This window comes from Shewanella sp. (assembly GCF_051658185.1).
GTDB lineage: Bacteria > Pseudomonadota > Gammaproteobacteria > Enterobacterales > Shewanellaceae > Shewanella.
On record NZ_JBOFMC010000447.1, the window covers coordinates 1 to 16,224 of the forward strand.

At 48.3% G+C, this 16,224-nt stretch carries 15 protein-coding genes and 2 tRNA genes; 1 reads left to right on the forward strand and 16 read right to left on the reverse strand.

Translation table 11 applies throughout. The features are described from left to right. Positions 1–151: 151 nt before the first annotated feature. The 14 genes from rpsO to rlmE all read right to left on the reverse strand — a co-directional run bounded on the left by rpsO (position 152) and on the right by rlmE (position 13,670). On the reverse strand, positions 152–421 hold the full coding sequence (gene rpsO / locus ACRCZA_RS16230) for a 30S ribosomal protein S15 (protein WP_438675418.1): 270 nt from the start codon (positions 419–421) through the stop codon (positions 152–154). 125 nt (positions 422–546) lie between these two features. Then, positions 547–1,500 carry a tRNA pseudouridine(55) synthase TruB gene (gene truB, locus ACRCZA_RS16235; protein ID WP_438675419.1) on the reverse strand — a complete coding sequence of 318 codons (954 nt, stop codon included), beginning with the start codon at positions 1,498–1,500 and terminating at the stop codon, positions 547–549. Continuing rightward, the gene (gene rbfA / locus ACRCZA_RS16240) at positions 1,500–1,943 is read right to left on the reverse strand and encodes a 30S ribosome-binding factor RbfA (RefSeq protein ID WP_438675420.1); all 444 of its coding nucleotides are present in this window, start codon (positions 1,941–1,943) and stop codon (positions 1,500–1,502) included. The genes truB and rbfA overlap by 1 nt, the downstream gene beginning before the upstream one ends. A 63-nt stretch (positions 1,944–2,006) precedes the next feature. Continuing rightward, positions 2,007–4,652, reverse strand: coding sequence for a translation initiation factor IF-2 (infB, locus tag ACRCZA_RS16245; protein WP_438675421.1), 2,646 nt, complete (start codon positions 4,650–4,652; stop codon positions 2,007–2,009). Between the two features lie 25 nt (positions 4,653–4,677). Further along, complete coding sequence (gene nusA / locus ACRCZA_RS16250; protein ID WP_438675422.1) at positions 4,678–6,177, reverse strand: transcription termination factor NusA; 1,500 nt, start codon at positions 6,175–6,177, stop codon at positions 4,678–4,680. A gap of 29 nt (positions 6,178–6,206) precedes the next feature. Next, a complete protein-coding gene (gene rimP, locus ACRCZA_RS16255; RefSeq protein WP_438675423.1) occupies positions 6,207–6,662 on the reverse strand; it encodes a ribosome maturation factor RimP in 456 nt (151 codons plus the stop codon). Positions 6,663–6,832: 170 nt separating this feature from the next. Then, positions 6,833–6,909 (reverse strand) — tRNA-Met (locus ACRCZA_RS16260). An 83-nt stretch (positions 6,910–6,992) separates the two neighbouring features. After that, a tRNA-Leu gene (locus ACRCZA_RS16265) sits at positions 6,993–7,079 on the reverse strand. A gap of 13 nt (positions 7,080–7,092) precedes the next feature. Continuing rightward, on the reverse strand, positions 7,093–7,428 hold the full coding sequence (gene secG / locus ACRCZA_RS16270) for a preprotein translocase subunit SecG (RefSeq protein ID WP_438675424.1): 336 nt from the start codon (positions 7,426–7,428) through the stop codon (positions 7,093–7,095). Between the two features lies 1 nt (position 7,429). Then, entirely contained in the window at positions 7,430–8,212 is a 783-nt protein-coding gene (gene tpiA / locus ACRCZA_RS16275) for a triose-phosphate isomerase (protein WP_438675425.1), read from the reverse strand. A gap of 194 nt (positions 8,213–8,406) precedes the next feature. Then, entirely contained in the window at positions 8,407–9,744 is a 1,338-nt protein-coding gene (gene glmM / locus ACRCZA_RS16280; RefSeq protein WP_438675426.1) for a phosphoglucosamine mutase, read from the reverse strand. Positions 9,745–9,847: 103 nt separating this feature from the next. Then, entirely contained in the window at positions 9,848–10,678 is an 831-nt protein-coding gene (gene folP / locus ACRCZA_RS16285) for a dihydropteroate synthase (RefSeq protein ID WP_438675427.1), read from the reverse strand. Positions 10,679–11,040: 362 nt separating this feature from the next. Next, on the reverse strand, positions 11,041–13,011 hold the full coding sequence (gene ftsH, locus ACRCZA_RS16290; RefSeq protein ID WP_438675428.1) for an ATP-dependent zinc metalloprotease FtsH: 1,971 nt from the start codon (positions 13,009–13,011) through the stop codon (positions 11,041–11,043). A gap of 29 nt (positions 13,012–13,040) precedes the next feature. Further along, on the reverse strand, positions 13,041–13,670 hold the full coding sequence (gene rlmE, locus ACRCZA_RS16295; RefSeq protein ID WP_011625490.1) for a 23S rRNA (uridine(2552)-2'-O)-methyltransferase RlmE: 630 nt from the start codon (positions 13,668–13,670) through the stop codon (positions 13,041–13,043). Between the two features lie 90 nt (positions 13,671–13,760). Here rlmE and yhbY point away from each other — a divergent pair, with 90 nt between their 5' ends. Next, a complete protein-coding gene (yhbY, locus tag ACRCZA_RS16300; RefSeq protein WP_438675429.1) occupies positions 13,761–14,060 on the forward strand; it encodes a ribosome assembly RNA-binding protein YhbY in 300 nt (99 codons plus the stop codon). A 108-nt stretch (positions 14,061–14,168) separates the two neighbouring features. Here yhbY and secF read toward each other — a convergent pair whose 3' ends face one another. Then, the gene (gene secF / locus ACRCZA_RS16305; protein ID WP_438675430.1) at positions 14,169–15,071 is read right to left on the reverse strand and encodes a protein translocase subunit SecF; all 903 of its coding nucleotides are present in this window, start codon (positions 15,069–15,071) and stop codon (positions 14,169–14,171) included. Between the two features lie 2 nt (positions 15,072–15,073). After that, positions 15,074–16,224 (reverse strand): protein translocase subunit SecD (secD, locus tag ACRCZA_RS16310; protein WP_438675431.1); only part of this gene is annotated, 1,151 nt, incomplete at its 5' end.

A 16,224-nucleotide genomic window follows, 5' to 3' on the forward strand; every position in this document is an offset into this window, starting at 1 on the left:
GTAGACGGTAGACGGTAGACGGTAGACGGTAGACGGTAGACGGTAGACGGTAGACGGTAGACGGTAGACGGTAGATTAAAATAAAGCCCTTAATATTTAAGGCAATAAAAAAGGAGGCTAAGCCTCCTTTTTTACGTTAGTCGACGTGAAATTAACGACGTAGACCTAACTTTTGGATCAGTGCATTGTAACGCTCTGCATCTGTACGCTTCAGGTAAGCAGTTAACTTACGACGCGCGCTAACCATACGTAACAGACCACGACGTGAATGGTGATCATGGATGTGCTCTTTGAAGTGAGCTTGTAAATGGTTGATTTGCGCAGTTAACAAAGCAACTTGAACTTCAGTTGAACCAGTGTCGTTTTCGCCACGGCCAAATTCAGCCAGGATTTTTGCTTTTGCTTCAGTACTTAGTGACATGTGTCTCTCCAAATATATAGTATGAATCTCTAGCCGATCACTAACTCAGCCAGAGGGCGCGCTATTCTACCTATAATCCTGCCCCAGTGCAATAACAGGCAGCCATGAATGAGGCAATCAAGGATTTACAGTGTAGCGGTATCATCATGAATAACAATCAAGCGCTTAGGCGCAAGTAAACCATCCTCATTCATCGAACCAATGCCAACGAATCGATGTTCAGCACCTAATGTAATTCGTACAAGTTTGTCAGCCTCTAAGCCCGCCACTCGTACAGCCTGCCCTTGCATTAAATACGCAGCGCTGGCCTCTGGCACATTGACCTCAGGAAAGTCTGCAACTGCGGTATCCATTGGCAGCAGTAGAGGATCCAACAAACTACTTGGATCAAGCTGTTGTTCCTGCGCTTTAGCGACCAAGGCTTCAAGCTGCTCAAGTGTCACCATGTTGGCGTAAGGATACTGCGCCACTTGAGTACGGCGCAGCATGACCACATGCGCTCCGCAACCGAGCATCTCGCCTAAATCATCGATAATGGTGCGAATGTAAGTTCCCTTAGAACAATGGATATCTAAGGTTAATTCATCCCCTTCAAGCTTAATAAAATTCAGCTCAAATACCGTTATCGGGCGTGCTTCTCGAGGAACTTCAATGCCTTCTCGGGCATATTTATATAAAGGTTGCCCCTGATATTTAAGCGCAGAATACATCGAAGGCACTTGCTGGGTATCCCCACGAAAGTGCTCAAGCGCGCTCAATAACTGCTCCTGAGTAAACTCAAGCGGACGGGTTTGCACCACCACGCCATCAGAATCGCTCGTGTCGGTACGCTGGCCCAATTTTGCCGTGACGAGGTAACGTTTATCAGCATCTAACAAATGCTGGGAAAACTTAGTCGCCTCCCCCAAGCAGATCGGCAACATGCCCGTCGCGAGAGGATCAAGTGCACCAGTATGTCCGGCTTTATTGGCATTAAAAAAGCGCTTTACCCGCTGTAAGGCAAAGTTGGAACTCATGCCAGTGGCTTTGTCCAACAAAACGATACCATCAATAAAACGACCTTTAGGACGACGAGCCATTACACTTTACCTTCCACATCGCTAATTGGATCTGCGCTGTCATCGTCTGCTGTATCATCAGCACTGCCAAACTGTTGTTGTTTGGCTTTATCACGATTGATCACTTGGCTGACGAGATTCGACATGCGCATCCCCTCCACCAAGGAACTATCGTAGACAAAACGCAGTTCTGGCATCACACGTAATTTCATGCGGCCAGCCACCAAAGTGCGAATATAAGGCGCAGCGGTGATCAGCGCGTTAAGCTTTTCCTGCACGACTTCTTTGTCTTCTTCAAAGAAAGTCACAAACACTTTGGCGTAACTTAAATCACGGGAAACATCGACGTCATTGACAGTTACAAAGCCAATACGGGGATCTTTCATGTCGCGTTGCAATACCACTGCCAACTCTTGTTGAAGTTGCTGCGCTATACGACGTGTACGACTGAATTCTTTTGCCATAATATTTGTACCATAGCTTATGTCATTAAATCGAAAGGGCGGCTAATGCCGCCCTCTTTATCGTTACAGAGTTCGTGCCACTTCGACGGTTTCGAACACTTCGATTTGGTCGCCTACGCGAACATCGTTGTAGTTCTTCACGCCGATACCACATTCCATACCGTTGCGAACTTCGTTCACGTCATCTTTAAAGCGACGCAGAGACTCAAGCTCACCTTCAAAGATCACCACGTTATCACGCAGTACGCGAATTGGCGCGCTACGTTTGATGGTGCCTTCGGTCACCATACAGCCGGCGATCGCGCCCAACTTAGGTGACTTGAACACATCACGCACTTCAGCCAGACCAATAATTTGTTGCTTGAATTCAGGAGACAGCATACCTGTCATCGCCGCTTTCACTTCATCAATCAAATTATAGATAACGCTGTAGTAACGTAAGTCAACGCTCTCGCTATCGATGGTCTTACGCGCTTGCGCATCGGCACGGACGTTAAAGCCAACCATAATCGCGTTAGAAGCCGCTGCTAATGTGGCATCGGTTTCCGTTAATGCACCCACACCGCGGGCAATGATATTCACTTTCACTTCGTCGGTAGACAGACCCATTAATGAGTCGGTAATCGCTTCGAGTGAACCTTGAACGTCTGCCTTCAGAACGATGTTCAGTTCTTTCACTTCGCCTTCGGTCATGTTAGCAAACATGTTTTCCAGCTTAGATTTTTGCTGACGCGCTAATTTCACATCGCGGAATTTACCTTGACGATACAGGGCAACTTCGCGGGCTTTACGCTCGTCACGCACAACAGTTGCTTCATCACCTGCTGACGGCACGCCAGACAGACCCAGAATTTCTACTGGGATAGATGGGCCCGCTTCCGTGATTGCACGGCCATTTTCATCCTTCATCGCTCGGATTTTACCGTACTCGAGACCACACAGTACGATATCGCCCTGACGTAATGTGCCTTCTTGCACCAAAATGGTAGCAACCGGGCCACGGCCTTTGTCCAGCTGTGATTCAATCACGACACCGGCAGCCATACCGTCACGTACCGCTTTAAGTTCCAACACTTCAGCTTGCAGCAGGATGCCTTCGAGCAGATCGTCAACCCCTTCACCGGTCTTCGCCGAAACGAAGGCAAACATGTTGTCCCCGCCCCAATCTTCAGACATCACGCCATGCTGAGACAGTTCACTCTTCACGCGATCGATATCCGCTTCCGGCTTATCCATCTTGTTCACCGCCACGATTAACGGCACGTTACCGGCTTTAGCATGTTGAATCGCTTCGATGGTTTGCGGCATCACGCCGTCATCGGCTGCCACAACCAGCACAACGATGTCCGTCGCCTTGGCACCACGAGCACGCATCGCGGTAAATGCCGCGTGGCCAGGGGTATCAAGGAAGGTGATCATGCCGTTTTCGGTTTCAACGTGGTATGCACCAATATGCTGAGTAATACCACCGGCTTCACCCGCAGCCACTTTCGCGCGGCGAATGTAGTCAAGTAATGAGGTTTTACCGTGGTCAACGTGACCCATAATGGTCACTACTGGCGCACGAGACTCAAGCTTGACGCCACCGTCTTCATCACGGTCAGACAGGACTTGATGTTCTAATTCGTTTTCACGAATGAGCACCACTTTATGACCCATCTCTTCAGCAACTAATTGGGCGGTTTCTTGATCTAACACTTGGTTGATCGTTACCATTGAGCCCATTTTCATCATTTGTTTGATGATTTCAGTCGCTTTAACCGCCATTAAATGCGCGAGTTCCGATACGGTTACGGTTTCACCAATACGCACATCACGGCTGACCGCGGCCACAGGCTTGTTAAAGCCATGAGCCATCGATTCAGGCGCGGTGCTACGGTTACGCATATGCTTTTCACGGCCATCACGGGCATCTTTACCGCCACGTTTTTTGGCATTGCTCTTATTGCGAGCACGACGTCCGCGTTTTTCTTCATCCAGATCAGAAGTATCTTCCGCCGCACGCGCAACTTTAGACGTAGTGATGTGGTGATCGCCATTTCTTTCAGCTTCAAGGCGTTGACGTTCTTCTTCCGCCCAGCGCTTCGAGTTTTCTTCGGCTAACAAACGGGCTTTTTCTGCCGCTTTGGCCGCTTCTTCATCTTGCTTACGTTTCGTCGCGGCTTCTTGCGCTGCTTTTAAACGCTCAGCTTCGATACGCGCTGCTTCTGCTTCTGGAGAGACTTCTTTAGTGACTTTCACTTCTGCCGCCGCTTTGGCTTTTGCCTTGGCTTCAGCTTCTGCTTTAGCCTTAGCTTCTGCCTCGGCTTTCGCCTTGGCCGCTTGAGCCGCTTCCGCTTCGGCTTTTGCTTTTGCTAATGCTTCAGCTTCAGCTTTGGCTTTTGCCTCTTCTTCCGCTTTCAGCACTGCATCATTATCACGCTTCACGAAAGTACGAGTTTTACGCACTTCCACTTTTACATCTTTAGATTGACCGCCGTTACCCGCTACGCTCAAGGTTGATACCGTTTTGCGTTGCAACGTCATCTTAGTCGGGGCGCTATCGGCACCGTGTTGCTTTTTTAGGTAATCCAGTAACTGCTGCTTTTCAGCTTCAGAGACTTTATCAGCTTGGCCTTTCTTAATTCCTGCCTGAGAGAATTGCTCTATCAGACGCTCAACACTTTTACCCACTTCCGTGGCCAATTTCTCTACGGTAGTATCTGCCATCAGTTAAATCCCCCTGTTGATCGACTTATGCTTCTTCGCCAAACCAACAGATGTTGCGGGCAGCCATGATGAGCGCACCTGCTTTTTCTTCTGTCAATTCTTCAATTTCGATCAAATCATCAATGCCTTGTTCAGCCAAGTCTTCTAGAGTCACAATACCTTTGCTTGCTAACACATAGGCTAAGTGTCTTTCAACACCTTCAAGTGCTAATAACTCGTCACTTGGCTCCACACCATCCAGTGCTTCTTCAGAGGCGAGAGCTCGAGTTGAGATCGCCGCTTTTGCACGTTCACGTAAAGCTTCAACGAGATCCTCGTCAAAACCATCAATCGCCAATAGTTCAGACACAGGTACATAAGCGATTTCTTCGAGCGACGTAAAGCCCTCATCCGCAAGTACTTGTGCAAAATCTTCATCGACATCCAGTGAATTGATAAACAGTTCCATCACTTTGGCACTTTCAGCCTGATGTTTCTTGTTCATGTCTTCCACTGTCATAACATTCAGTTCCCAACCGGTCAGTTGAGTCGCTAAACGTACGTTCTGGCCATTACGTCCAATGGCTTGAGCGAGACTATCCGCTTCAACGGCGATATCCATCGAATGGTTATCTTCATCTACTATGATAGAGGCCACATCGGCAGGAGCCATGGCATTGATCACATATTGCGCTGGATTATCATCCCACAATACGATATCAACACGCTCACCACCGAGTTCATTTGAAACCGCTTGTACACGAGCACCGCGCATCCCGACACACGCACCGATAGGGTCGATACGGCGATCATTGGATTTCACCGCGATCTTCGCCCGAGCGCCTGGGTCGCGCGCCGCACCCATCACTTCAATCAGCTCATCGGCAATTTCTGGCACTTCAACGCGAAAGAGCTCGATCAGCATTTCCGGCTTAGTACGAGTTAAAAATAACTGTGCTCCACGGGCTTCAGGACGGACTGAATAAAGCAATGCACGAACACGGTCGCCTGGGCGGAAAGATTCGCGAGAAATTAAATCTTCACGGAACAACACGCCATCGGCGTTATTGCCTAAATCCACGACCACGCTTTCACGGGTGGCTTTTTTCACTACACCGGTAATGAGCTCGCCTTCTTTATCTTGGAACTGTTCAACCACTTGGGCGCGCTCAGCTTCACGCACTTTTTGTACGATGACCTGCTTTGCGGTCTGAGTCGTAATCCGATCGAACACCACAGACTCAATATCATCTTCAATGTATTCGCCAGGTTGAATGTCTGGATTCTCATAACGCGCGGCTTCAAGCGTGATTTCGCGGAATGGATTTTCTAAGGCTTCACCGTGATCATCAACGACCATCCAGCGACGGAAGGTTTCATAACCACCGGTTTTACGATCGATAGAAACACGGACGTCGATATCGCCTTCGTATTTTTTCTTGGTTGCAGTAGCCAGAGCGATCTCCAGCGCTTCAAAAATTTTCTCGCGTGGAACGGCCTTTTCATTTGAAACCGCTTCAGCGACTAGCAGAATCTCTTTATTCATCACGTCTTGCCTCGTTCACCTTGAAACCATCAAAACTTAGCGATTACGTTGCCTTTACGGATATTATCCAGGGCGACAACGAGCTCTTTACCATTCACATTCAGTGAGAGCATTTGCCCTTCAACCTTGCTAATGGCACCTTTTAAATTACGACTACCCGCGACCGGCATAGTCAGTTGAACCTTAACATCCTCCCCAACGTAGGCGGCATACTGCTCTGCAGTAAACAAAGGCCTATCAACGCCAGGAGAAGAGACCTCTAGGGTATATTCGGTCGAGATGGGGTCTTCAACATCGAGTACAGCACTGACTTGACGACTGGCATTGGCGCAATCTTCGATATTGATACCATTTTCGCCATCAATAAACACTCGCAGCGTGGAATGCTTACCCGCTTGAACATATTCAATGCCCCAGAGTTGGAAGCCTAACGCTTCCACAGGTACTTTGAGCATTTCTACCAGTCTGGATTCTAATGTTGCCAAGATTGACCCCCGGAAAAAACAAAAAAGGGCTTAATAGCCCTAGTACAACGCCGTATAACTATACGACAAATTTAAAAGTCCCAGATAACAAAAAACCCCGTAATCACGAGGTCATTAGCGTCAAGAACCTGTAAACCATAACGAAATCAAACTACTTCGTTACTAGGAGCTGGTTGCGGGGGCCGGATTTGAACCGACGACCTTCGGGTTATGAGCCCGACGAGCTACCATGCTGCTCCACCCCGCGTCAACTGCGTGCAAGTATATGGACTATTGCCACTACTTGCAATAACTAAGATAAACTTACATCGGATTATCTTAGTTATAATTTGGTGCCGAGAGCGGGACTTGAACCCGCACGTCCGTTAGGACACAGCCACCTCAAGGCTGCGCGTCTACCAATTTCACCACCTCGGCATAACTCTTTAACTTAGTCAGGGATCTTACTTTCTGACTTTTCGGTTCCTTGCTCAACAGGTTGAGTAACCTGCTCAGTGTCTGAACCTAAATTATTCCATGTATCTTCATTTTTTGCGTGGTTAGCACTTAAGTTGCCGATCAGCAAACTTAACGCAAAGAACGCAATGGCCAGAATCGCCGTTGAGCGTGTAAGGAAATTACCTGAACCGCTCGAACCAAACAGAGTTCCTGAAGCACCGGCGCCAAACGAGGCCCCCATGTCAGCACCCTTACCTTGCTGAATCAAGACTAAGCCGATTAGACCTAATGCCACCAACAAGTAAACAACTAATAGAACTTCATACATATTATGCGCTCATCGCTATAGTACACAGGCTTAAAAACTCGCTAGAGTTTAAGCTAGCACCGCCAATCAGTCCACCATCAACATCAGGCTGGGCAAATAAATCCGCAGCATTACTCGGTGTTACACTACCACCGTAGAGTATCCTGATGTTTTCTCCGATAAATGGAGATACCTCAGAGAGACGCTTGCGAATAAACGCATGAACTTCCTGTGCCTGCTCTGGTGTAGCACTTTTACCTGTTCCTACTGCCCAAAGGGGCTCGTAGGCGATAATAGCGTTATCAAAAGCCATAGTGCCATTTTTTTGGATCACTACATCCAACTCTTCCGCAATCACCTCGAAGGTGCGTCTTGCTTCACGTGCCGGACCCGACTCACCCACACACAATATGGGGGTTAAACCGTGCTTTTGTGCAGCGGCAAATTTCTCCGCTACGATATTACTCGTCTCTCCGTACATACGGCGACGTTCTGAATGCCCGATAATCACATATCGACATCCGCAATCTTTGAGCATCTGACCTGAAACTTCACCGGTATAAGCGCCAAAGTCATGTTGACTTAGGTTTTGCGCGCCCATCCTAACAAGTGAACCATCTAATGCTTCCTTGTTTGCTTCTAGCAGTTGCCGTACGCTCTCTAGATAGATAGAAGGCGGGCATAAAACCACTTCAGCTGAATCATTTTGGAGCTTTGAGGCAAATTTCTTAAACAACTCTTGGGCTAATGCCACACTGCCGTTCATCTTCCAATTGCCCGCTACCATAGGACGTCTGAGTGCCATCACTATCTCCTCTGAAAGCGGCGTGAATAATAGCGAACCACTTAGTAAGTTACAATAGCTAAATTCGATTTTTTTATCACTTTAGCTTCGAGCGCTTGTTTTTTGCTCGCAAGCGCTCGTTTATGGTCATTTATGCAGCTAACACCTTATTTTTAATCGGTATCAGCTGCACGTTATGGCAAACTTGCCACCCATTAACCAGCGCTTTTTACCGCATCGGCAATCAAATTAGCGTAGGCTAATACTGTGTCACGATCATCCCCCTCGACCATCACACGAATTAGCGGCTCGGTGCCTGACTTACGCAGTAATACTCGGCCACGTTCGCCTAACTGCGCCTCTACCTGAGCTTGCGCAGCGGTAACGGCGTCAGAACTCAGTGGATCGTGCTCGCCTTCAAACCGCACGTTGACTAATACCTGCGGCAACATCTTCATCGGTGCGGTTAATTGCTCGAGTGTCGCATTTTGCCGACGCATCGCAGCCAAGACTAAAATACCAGCAACAATACCATCACCCGTGGTGCCATGATCCAAATTGAGTATGTGTCCTGAATTCTCACCACCAATACGCCAATCGAGTTCTTTAAGCAATTCCATCACATAACGGTCACCCACTTTCGAGCGGGCAAAGGGAATATCTAAGGCTTGCAAGGCTAAATCGAGGCCGAGGTTAGACATCAGCGTCCCCACTACCCCACCGCGTAACACGCCTCTGGCTTTTGCATCGCAGGCCAAGATGTACAGAATTTGGTCGCCATCAATCACCTCACCGTGACGATTGACCATCATAATGCGATCGCCATCACCATCGAGTGCAATCCCTAAGTCAGCGCCTTCGGCCAACACGGTTTCACAAATTTTCCCCATAGCGGTAGCGCCGACCTTGTCATTAATATTGACACCGTTAGGCTTATCGCCAATGGCAATCACCTCGGCACCCAACTCACGAAACACCGCAGGAGCAATGTGGTAAGTTGCACCGTGTGCACAATCAACCACAATCTTTAACCCGGTTAGCGTATGCTCGGCAGGGAAATTTCCTTTGCAATACTCAATATAACGGCCACGGGCATCCTCAATACGAGAAACCTTGCCCAGCAAATGAGACTCAACGCATTCGAGAGGTTTTTCTAATTCCGCCTCAATTTCAAGCTCAAGATTGTCGTCTAACTTACTACCATCATTAGAGAAAAACTTAATGCCGTTATCATAATACGGATTGTGGGAGGCGCTGATCACCACCCCGGCTTCGGCGCGAAAAGTGCGAGTTAAATACGCTACCGCTGGTGTTGGCATCGGGCCCATTAACATCACATTAAGTCCCGCAGCCGACAACCCCGCTTCTAAGGCCGACTCAAACATATACCCAGAGATACGGGTATCTTTACCAATGATGACTTTTTTAGTGCCACTGCGGGACAACACGCGCCCCGCCGCCCAGCCTAACTTGAGGGCAAGCTCAGGCGTCATTTGCCCTGAACCGACTTTGCCACGAATACCGTCTGTTCCAAAAAATTTACGTTCTTTCATAATTCCCCACAAACTTAAATGTGCCCCAATGCTTTGGGATCATAATCGTCATACCAGGCTTAATAAAAGCCTACTGCAATCTGCAATTTAGCGGTCATGCAGGTCAATAGGCTTGTGTCGCTTGCAACACTTTAAGCACATCCACCGTTTCGGCCACGTCATGCACTCGAATAATCTGTGCGCCATTTTGCGCCGCGAGCATCGCTCCGGCAAGGCTGCCGGCAAGGCGCTCACCTATCGGTTTGCCAAGCAGTTCGCCAATCATGCTTTTACGAGATAACCCAATCAACATTGGCAAGTCAAACTGCTGAAAATGCTGCAATTTTGCTAGCAACTCATAGTTATGCTCTACGGTTTTACCAAAACCAAAACCCGGATCGATGAGCAGCTGCTCCCGCGAGATCCCCGCCGCAATACACGCTTGGATACGCTCAGTCAAAAAACTCGCCACATCCGCGACCACGTTTTGATAGTCAGGGGCGAGTTGCATCGTGCGCGGTTTGCCCTGCATGTGCATCAAACACACTGGCACCTGTAACTGTGCCGCCATTTCAAGCGCCTGCGGCGCCATTAGCGCGCGAACATCATTGATTAAATGCGCTCCAGCGTTCACGGCTTGACGCATGACCTCTGGTTTACTGGTATCGATAGAAATCCAGACATCATGCTTTGCCGCAACATATTCAATCAGTGGCAATACGCGGGCTAATTCAGCGTCAAGACTCACCTCGTCCGCCCCTGGCCGAGTGGACTCACCACCAATATCAATAAATTGTGCGCCTTGGCTCACCATGGTATCGGCATGTTGACAGGCCAGTTCGAAGGAAGAATATTGGCCGCCATCGGAAAATGAATCAGGGGTGACATTTAAAATTCCCATCACCAAGGGACTGTCTATAACAAGGCGTTTAGTGCCAGAAATCAGTTCAAACACGCAGTTACTCCATCAAAAACACACTGTTCTAAAAATGCTCCCGAAAAATAGGAAGCCTAGGGCAAAGTGGCGGCGCTATCCGGAACAGCCTTGCCACAGCTCGGCGCATGCTCAACGCTATAGTTTTAAGTTTTAAGTTTTAAGTTTTAAGTTTTAAGTTTTAAGTTTTAAGTTTTAAGTTTTAAGCGCTAAGTGCTAAGTACTAAGTACTAAGTACTAAGTACTAAGTACTAAGTACGATATTCTACACCGCACAGCTAAGGTAAGAAGGGCTAGCGCCAATAATCCTCTATGACAGCGCAGTCAACTATCCCATAAAACAAGAAAACCCCTTTACGGGGTTTTCTTTCACTTGCGGTTAATTACTTAATCGCGGGCTCATCGGTGCCCTTTACGTCCGCATCTGTGGTGGTGCTAGCCACGCTTTCGTCTTTGACGACTGATTCACCACGGCCACTACCTTTGTCGTTAGAACCATTATCGTCGACTTGCCAATCGGCAGGTTGACGCACTTCTCGACGATTCATTAAATCATCAATTTGAAGTGAATCAATGGTTTCATACTTCATTAACGCTTCTTTCATCGCATGCAAAATATCGAGGTTTTCAGTCAATATTTGCTTCGCACGATTGTAGTTTTTATCGATAAAGACTTTCACTTCCGCATCAATAATCGTTGCGGTTTCATCGGACATGGCTTTAGCTTTCCCCATGCTGCGACCTAAGAACACCTCGCCCTCTTCTTCGGCATACAGTAATGGACCAAGCTTGTCCGAGAAGCCCCACTGAGTCACCATATTACGCGCAATGGAGGTGGCGTATTTGATGTCCTGTGACGCACCCGTTGAGACTTTATCAGTGCCGTAAATAATTTCTTCCGCTAAACGACCACCGTAGGCCACCGAAATTTGACTTTCTAACTTGCGGCGACTCTGGCTGACAGCGTCGGCCTCGGGCAAGAAGAAGGTCACACCCAATGCGCGGCCGCGGGGAATAATGGTAACCTTATGCACAGGATCGTGCTCCGGCACTAAACAGCCCACAATCGCATGACCAGCTTCATGGTAAGCGGTCATTTCTTTTTCCGCTTCGGACATCACCATTGAACGGCGCTCAGCACCCATCATGATCTTGTCTTTTGCGCGCTCAAATTCTTCCATGCCAACCACACGGCGGTTACCGCGTGCGGCAAATAGCGCCGCTTCGTTAACTAAGTTAGCTAAATCGGCCCCAGAGAATCCCGGTGTACCGCGGGCAATCACGCTTGCTTTAACATCTTCCGAAAGTGGCACTTTACGCATATGCACTTTCAGGATTTGTTCACGACCGCGAACATCTGGCAGACCAACCACCACTTGACGGTCAAAACGCCCCGGGCGCAGCAATGCGGCATCGAGTACATCTGGACGGTTTGTTGCCGCAATGACGATGATACCTTCGTTGCCTTCAAAGCCATCCATCTCAACCAGCATTTGGTTAAGGGTTTGTTCACGCTCATCATGACCACCACCTAATCCGGCGCCACGTTGGCGACCGACGGCGTCAATCTCGTCGATAAAGATGATACAAGGCGCTGATTTTTTTGCCTGTTCGAACATGTCACGCACGCGGGATGCGCCGACACCGACGAACATTTCGACGAAATCTGAACCCGAAATAGTGAAGAAAGGCACCTTTGACTCACCCGCAATCGCTTTGGCCAGTAAGGTTTTACCTGTACCTGGTGGGCCCACCATCAGCACGCCCGTGGGAATGCGGCCACCCAATTTTTGGAATTTAGTTGGATCGCGCAGATAATCAACGAGTTCTTTCACTTCTTCTTTGGCTTCATCACAGCCAGCGACGTCAGCAAAAGTGGTTTTGATTTGATCTTCGCTCATCAGCTTGGCTTTGCTCTTGCCAAAGGACATCGCGCCTTTGCCACCGCCGCCCTGCATCTGGCGCATAAAGAAAATCCATACCCCAATCAGCAGCAACATCGGGAACCAAGAAATAAAGATCTGGGTTAAGAACCCTGATTCTTCAGCTTCTTGACCTTTCATGGTGATGCCTTTACGGTCAAGATCATTAATTAAATCTTGATCATACAATGGCATGATGGTGGTGAATTTTTCACCCGTTCGCTTAGCGCCTTCAATGGTGCGCTGATCGCTTTTAATTTCAACCGTAGCGACCTGCCCATCACGGACATTGTCAAGGAAGGTAGAATAATCCATCTTCTGCGCTGACGAAGAAGAGGGGGAGTAACCCTGAAACACTGACATCAGCACGACGGCGATGACAACCCAGAGTATTAAATTTTTTGCCATGTCACTCAAATTACTAGACCTCATAAAGTCTTGCGATGATTAACGCTAGGGTACTACAACTTGTACCCTGTCGCCACAAGATAGACCTCACGGGAGCGTGCCCGCGACGAGTCCGGTTTACGTGTTTTTACTACTTTAAACGCCTCTTTGACCGCTTTCATATATTCGTCAAAGCCCTCCCCCTGAAAGACTTTGACCGCGAAACTGCCATTAGGTGCCAACACTTGATGACACATATCTAACGCAAGTTCGACTAAATACATGGCTCGCGGCTGATCGACTCCGTCGGAACCACTCATGTTGGGCGCCATGTCCGACAACACTACGTCAACCTTATCCGCACCCACGCGGGTAAGCAATGCTTCTAGGACTTTTTCTTCACGAAAATCCCCTTGCAAAAAGTCGACACCCACTATCGGATCCATCGGCAAAATATCGCAGGCGATCACTTTGCCTTTATCACCCGCTAATTTGACCGCAACCTGCGACCAACCGCCAGGCGCAGCCCCAAGATCGACAACAGTCATTCCTGGCCGAATGAGTTGATCTTTTTGCTGAAGCTCTTCAAGCTTGAAGGCCGCGCGTGAACGCAGTCCTCGCTTTTGCGCTAGTTTGACATAATGATCATCAAAGTGTTCCAGCATCCAGCGATTGGAACTGGCCGTACGTTTTTTACCTGACATTTAAAATCCGCAACAATTGAGAGTTACACAAGAGCTATATGAGGGTAGAATAGCGGTTTTTCAACAGTAACTCAGCAAAAGTTGGTAGAAATGAACTTAACAACCAAACAAAAACAGCATTTAAAAGCTCTGGCGCACAATTTAAAGCCAGTGGTGCTGCTTGGTGCCAATGGCCTGACTGAAGGTGTACTCGCTGAAATTGAAAGCGCGCTCGCTTATCATGAACTGATAAAGGTGAAAGTAGCCTCTGCTGACAGAGAGCTTAAAAATGCCATCGTTGATGCCATAGTACGTGAAACTCAATCTGCAAAAGTGCAACTTATTGGTCATATTTTGGTGATTTATCGTCAATCACCGGAAATGAAGATTGCTCTGCCAAAAGCCAAGTAAGCTTAATCTCTTGGCCGGTTAGTCCAAGATAAATAAGCCAAATTAGCGCCAAAACAACAGGGCCACTCACTTGAGTGGCCCTGTTGTTTTTAGGTTATCTTGCCTAGGTTATGGGGTATCGCTAAGCTGCGGTACTTGATAATGCTCAGAGGTTAACCCTAACAACTCGGGTAATGAGGCCCCTACTGATATAGATGAAAATGTTCCAGTTAAAATCCCAATAAACATCGCGATAGCAAACCCCTCCAATGGTCCTCCGCCCATAATCCATAAGGCTCCAACCGTCATTAAGGTTGTCCCAGAAGTCACCATCGTTCGCGAAAATGTCGCGACAATGGCCTGATTATTAATGGTTTGTATCGGTAATTGAGGCTTAGCAATCAATAATTCGCGAATACGATCAGCAATAATAATCGAATCATTCAGGGAATAGCCTAAAATCGCCAGCACTGCCGCGAGTATCGTTAAATTAAACTCCATTTGAGTCAAAGCAAAAAAAGCCAGTACAAACACAACATCGTGTACAAGGGCAAATATCGCTCCGGATGCAAGGCGCCATTCAAAGCGATAACTCAGATATCCAAGGATACACAACATGGCCACCAGCAAAGCGAGCCCACCTTGCTCGGCTAACTCCTGTCCAATCTGTGGCCCTACCACACTCGAATTAAGCACCTGTACCCTCGACCCGAGTGGCGCTAACACTTGCTGTACATCAATATGACTGTGCTCGGTATCAACACGCTTGATATCTGCATAGCGTAACACCCAGCGGCCAGGTTCACTCGCTGAAATCACGCTAACCTCCTGTCGATAAGCGGCGTTGAGCAACGGCTGTAACTCACTGCTGGTGATGTTTTTATCTAGCTGCACTTCCGTGACAACGCCACCAGTAAAATCTAAGCCCCAGTTTAAGCCTTTCACCCCGATAATGGTCAGGGACGCTATCATCAACAACACCGAGATAGCACTAGTGATATAGCGCCATTGAGTCAAATTTATCTTTTTCATGGTTATACCCTCACACGACGGCTATTATCACGGCCATAAACGAGGTTGATCAGCGCCCGTGACGCAAAGATACCCGTAAACATACTGGTTAAAAGACCTAAGCCTAAGGTCAAGGCAAAGCCTTGAATGGGCCCATTGCCGATGGAATACAGCACGACGGCGGTGATCATTGTGGTGAAGTTAGCATCAAAAATCGTTGAAAAGGCACTATCAAATCCAGTATCAATGGCCAGCGCAAAACTGCGCCCTTCCTTTAACTTATCTCTAATTCGCTCAAAGATAAGTACGTTGGTATCCACCGCCATCCCCACGGTTAATACTAGCCCCGCGATCCCGGGCAAGGTCAGTACAGCGCCGGGGATCAAGGCTAATAACCCAAATAAAATAATCATGTTGGCAATCAAGGCTACATTGGCAACCCAACCTAGGCGGCGATACCACAGCGCCATAAAGACAAGCGTGATCCCCATGCCTAACCCAAGCGCCGCAAAGCCATTTGCTATGTTTTCAGCACCTAACGTTGGGCCGATGGTACGCTCTTCCACAATAGTGACGGGAGCCGTCATTGAGCCCGCTCGCAATAACAGCGCTAACTGCTGCGCCTCTTGGTAGGTTCCGGCTCCGGTGATACGAAAACGATCCCCCAGTTGGGATTGAATCGTTGCCACGCTGATGATCTCTTGAGTTTGCTTAGCCTTACCTTGCTCATCAAGGCTGTATTCGCTATAGGAGGTCGCCATAGGTTTACCGATATTGGCGCGAGAAAACTGGGACATTTTCTGCCCGCCGATCCGGTCAAGATGGATATTGACTTCAGCCATCCCCATCTCGCCAATACTCGCTCTTGCATCCACAATATGATCGCCACCTAACACTGGGGTTCTGGCAACGTAAACTGGATTACCCGCTTTATCCTTAAGTGTCATCGCATTAACTGAGCCAGTTTCTTTTACCTCAAAAAATGCCAGACTCGCGGTAGCGCCTATCACATTTTTTGCCGCAGCGGGATCCTGTACACCGGGCAATTCAATGCGAATACGGTGCTCACCTTGGCGCTGCACTAAGGCTTCGGTGATCCCAAGCTCTTCAATGCGGCTTCGCATAATTTGCAGGTTTTGCTGCACCGTGAGGTTACGCAGTTTAACCTGTTCAT

What these genes read in the sequence shown, in the direction of transcription:
- rpsO (WP_438675418.1), bottom strand. Translation starts at nt 421, where the DNA reads ATGTCACTAAGTACTGAAGCAAAAGCAAAAATCCTGGCTGAATTTGGC.
- ftsH (WP_438675428.1), bottom strand. Translation starts at nt 13,011, where the DNA reads ATGAGGTCTAGTAATTTGAGTGACATGGCAAAAAATTTAATACTCTGG.
- nusA (WP_438675422.1), bottom strand. Translation starts at nt 6,177, where the DNA reads ATGAATAAAGAGATTCTGCTAGTCGCTGAAGCGGTTTCAAATGAAAAG.
- secG (WP_438675424.1), bottom strand. Translation starts at nt 7,428, where the DNA reads ATGTATGAAGTTCTATTAGTTGTTTACTTGTTGGTGGCATTAGGTCTA.
- tpiA (WP_438675425.1), bottom strand. Translation starts at nt 8,212, where the DNA reads ATGGCACTCAGACGTCCTATGGTAGCGGGCAATTGGAAGATGAACGGC.
- truB (WP_438675419.1), bottom strand. Translation starts at nt 1,500, where the DNA reads ATGGCTCGTCGTCCTAAAGGTCGTTTTATTGATGGTATCGTTTTGTTG.
- rlmE (WP_011625490.1), bottom strand. Translation starts at nt 13,670, where the DNA reads ATGTCAGGTAAAAAACGTACGGCCAGTTCCAATCGCTGGATGCTGGAA.
- rbfA (WP_438675420.1), bottom strand. Translation starts at nt 1,943, where the DNA reads ATGGCAAAAGAATTCAGTCGTACACGTCGTATAGCGCAGCAACTTCAA.
- glmM (WP_438675426.1), bottom strand. Translation starts at nt 9,744, where the DNA reads ATGAAAGAACGTAAATTTTTTGGAACAGACGGTATTCGTGGCAAAGTC.
- secF (WP_438675430.1), bottom strand. Translation starts at nt 15,071, where the DNA reads ATGAAAAAGATAAATTTGACTCAATGGCGCTATATCACTAGTGCTATC.
- infB (WP_438675421.1), bottom strand. Translation starts at nt 4,652, where the DNA reads ATGGCAGATACTACCGTAGAGAAATTGGCCACGGAAGTGGGTAAAAGT.
- yhbY (WP_438675429.1), top strand. Translation starts at nt 13,761, where the DNA reads ATGAACTTAACAACCAAACAAAAACAGCATTTAAAAGCTCTGGCGCAC.